Genomic DNA, 2,619 nt, shown 5'->3' with positions numbered 1-2,619 from the left:
GTTGAAGTTCCTGTAGTTGTTCGTTTAGAAGGCAACAACGCTGAACTTGGTGCTAAAACACTTGCAGAAAGTGGGCTTGATATTATTGCTGCAACAAGCCTTACCAACGCAGCGGAATCAGTAGTCGCAGCGGCGGGAGGTCAAGCGTAATGAGTGTATTAATTAATAAAAATACGAAGGTAATCTGTCAGGGCTTTACTGGATCGCAAGGTACATTCCATTCTGAGCAAGCTATCGAGTACGGAACCAACATGGTTGGTGGTGTTACGCCAGGCAAAGGTGGCCAAACACATTTAGGTTTGCCTGTATTCAATACTGTACGCGAAGCTGTGGAGCAAACTGGCGCGGAAGCATCTGTTATCTATGTTCCTGCTCCTTTCTGTAAGGATTCGATTCTTGAAGCTGCGAATGGCGGTATCAAGCTAATTGTCTGCATCACAGAAGGTATTCCAACGCTTGATATGCTTGATGCTAAGGTTAAGTGTGATGAACTAGGCGTGCGTTTAATCGGCCCTAACTGCCCAGGTGTGATCACGCCAGGAGAGTGTAAGATCGGAATTATGCCTGGTCATATTCATCTTCCAGGTAAAGTTGGTATCGTATCTCGTTCAGGTACGTTGACTTATGAAGCAGTTAAGCAGACGACTGACTTCGGATTTGGTCAGTCTACTTGTGTAGGTATTGGTGGTGACCCGATTCCAGGATCAAACTTTATCGACATTCTTGAGATGTTCGAGAACGACCCTCAAACTGAAGCAATTGTTATGATCGGTGAGATCGGTGGCACTGCAGAAGAAGAGGCTGCTGAGTACATCAAGGCGAATGTAACTAAGCCTGTTGTATCATATATCGCAGGTGTTACTGCTCCTCCGGGTAAGCGTATGGGACATGCTGGTGCGATTATCGCTGGCGGTAAAGGTACTGCCGATGATAAGTTCGCAGCGCTAGAAGCAGCTGGCGTAACTACGGTTAAGAGTCTCGCAGACATCGGTAAAGCACTTAAAGAACGTACTGGTTGGTAAGTTCTTAAGGTTTAACAAAGGAGGCTCTTGCCTCCTTTTTTAATTTTGAGGAGTTAGATTTTTACTGTTCTAGTACTTCTTTGAAAATCTTAGAGGCGTGCTCTAAAAATGCGTTTAGCTTCGGAAGTTTGTTTCGGTGTTTTGGAAACAATGCATATATGTCTATATCTGACATTTTCCAATCGTTTAACACGCGCACAAGGCTTCCTTCCTTTGCCTCCTCTTTGCACATATAACTTGGCAGTATCGCAATACCTAGACTATCTATCGCCGCCTGTTTAACAATCGAAAACTCATCAACGAGTAGTTTAGGTTTGATGGTGAGTGTAAGTTTGGTTTTGTTTGAATTCTGTTTATAAAAATCGACTTGATTGCGATGAGCAAGATGTGACATCAGGAGTATGTTGTGTTCTGTTAGATCATCGAGATCTTTGAGTGGTGCGTTATGCTTTAGGTAGCTTGGGCTCGCATAAATATAACGTTTTGCGCAGCCAAGCGATTTCGCAACAAGACGCGAGTCATCAAGTTTTCCAACATGTATCAATAAATCATATCCACATTCAATTAAGTCTATGCGTTGATTGAGAAGACGAAGATCTACATCAATATCAGGATAATACATTAAGAATTGTGATAACGATGGTCTTAGAATTTCGTTTGCAATTGATATCGATGTTCCAATACGGAGTTGCTCACCAAATTCGTTTTTCATCTCTGAGATAGAGAAGTTTGCTATGTCAATCTCTTGCTGGATTTTCCTACAATGATCGACATATTGATAACCCACTTCCGTTAGTCGCTGCGATCTCGTTGAGCGCTCTAAAAGCGTCACGTCAAAACTGTCTTCGAGTTTGGACACCTTTCGGCTCACATTTGCCTTCGGAATATCTAATTTCTCAGCAGCTGCAGTAAAACTACCTGAATCAATGACAGCTAGAAAAACTAGAATGTTGTTTAAGTCGGTCTGTTTATCAAATCTTATGGCGAATAATTGTTGTCAAAAATGAGATTGTTTTACTCAATTATGCGTATATATATGTAATTAATTGTGGTCTGTATTTTCTCCATATTGATAGGAAAAACGTTTGAACCAAGAGATCGAGATGGAAATAATAGCGAGAGAATCATTGCCCATAGGAGGCTTTGCAGGACTAACTGAGCATAGGCTCGTTACGGATAGCCGAGTGTTTAGTCTTCGAAAACCTCTTAACACTTTTGGAGGGCTAGGGCGCTTTGTTTACCTTGCAGATGCGAGATTTGATCTTTACGTCTAAACGATCTTTTTCTGAGTTACAGAGTAGTGATGAACATATCGCCACAAATATTCTTAGTGCGAGGCTCGTTCAGTTAGAGCAGGACGGGCTGATTCATAAACAGGTCGATCCGGCTGATAAACGCCGAAAAATCTATACCTTGACGCCAAAAGGTGTAGATCTCATGCCAGTTATACTCGAGATGATCCGTTGGAGCGGCAAGCATGACTCAGCGACGAATGCGCCGCAAGGCTTGCTTGACCGAATCGCTAAAGAACGCGATGAATTGATCGAGGAATTGCGTCACGCGGTAGAGTAATATTTAGCGAAATTTCTGATAAAAA

3 protein-coding genes and 1 pseudogene are annotated in these 2,619 nt (G+C 42.5%); 3 read left to right on the top strand and 1 reads right to left on the bottom strand.

Annotated features, from left to right (window positions below; all coding sequences use genetic code 11):
* Together sucC and sucD are read left to right on the top strand one after the other, a co-directional pair.
* Window positions 1-150 (top strand): annotated as a pseudogene (gene sucC / locus A3762_RS26415) (succinate--CoA ligase subunit beta); the annotation flags it as partial.
* Complete coding sequence (sucD, locus tag A3762_RS08985; protein ID WP_068755017.1) at window positions 150-1,022, top strand: succinate--CoA ligase subunit alpha; 873 nt, start codon at window positions 150-152, stop codon at window positions 1,020-1,022. The pseudogene sucC and the gene sucD, both read left to right, overlap by 1 nt.
* Before the next feature lie 61 nt (window positions 1,023-1,083).
* Here the strand turns inward: sucD and A3762_RS08980 are convergent, their stop codons facing one another.
* Window positions 1,084-1,971, bottom strand: a complete 888-nt coding sequence (locus A3762_RS08980) for a LysR family transcriptional regulator (RefSeq protein ID WP_068755015.1) — start codon at window positions 1,969-1,971, stop codon at window positions 1,084-1,086.
* 284 nt (window positions 1,972-2,255) lie between these two features.
* Between A3762_RS08980 and A3762_RS08975 the strand changes: the two genes are divergently transcribed.
* Entirely contained in the window at window positions 2,256-2,594 is a 339-nt protein-coding gene (locus tag A3762_RS08975) for a helix-turn-helix domain-containing protein (protein WP_197469159.1), read from the top strand.
* Window positions 2,595-2,619 lie beyond the last annotated feature (25 nt).

The organism is Oleiphilus sp. HI0125 (assembly GCF_001635355.1).
The sequence above is the reverse complement of the archived record's forward strand: the minus strand, read 5'-3'. Positions and strand labels throughout refer to the sequence as shown.

Bases quoted from the DNA above. Each gene is read 5' to 3' on its own strand.
- sucD (WP_068755017.1), top strand. From the start codon at position 150: ATGAGTGTATTAATTAATAAAAATACGAAGGTAATCTGTCAGGGCTTT.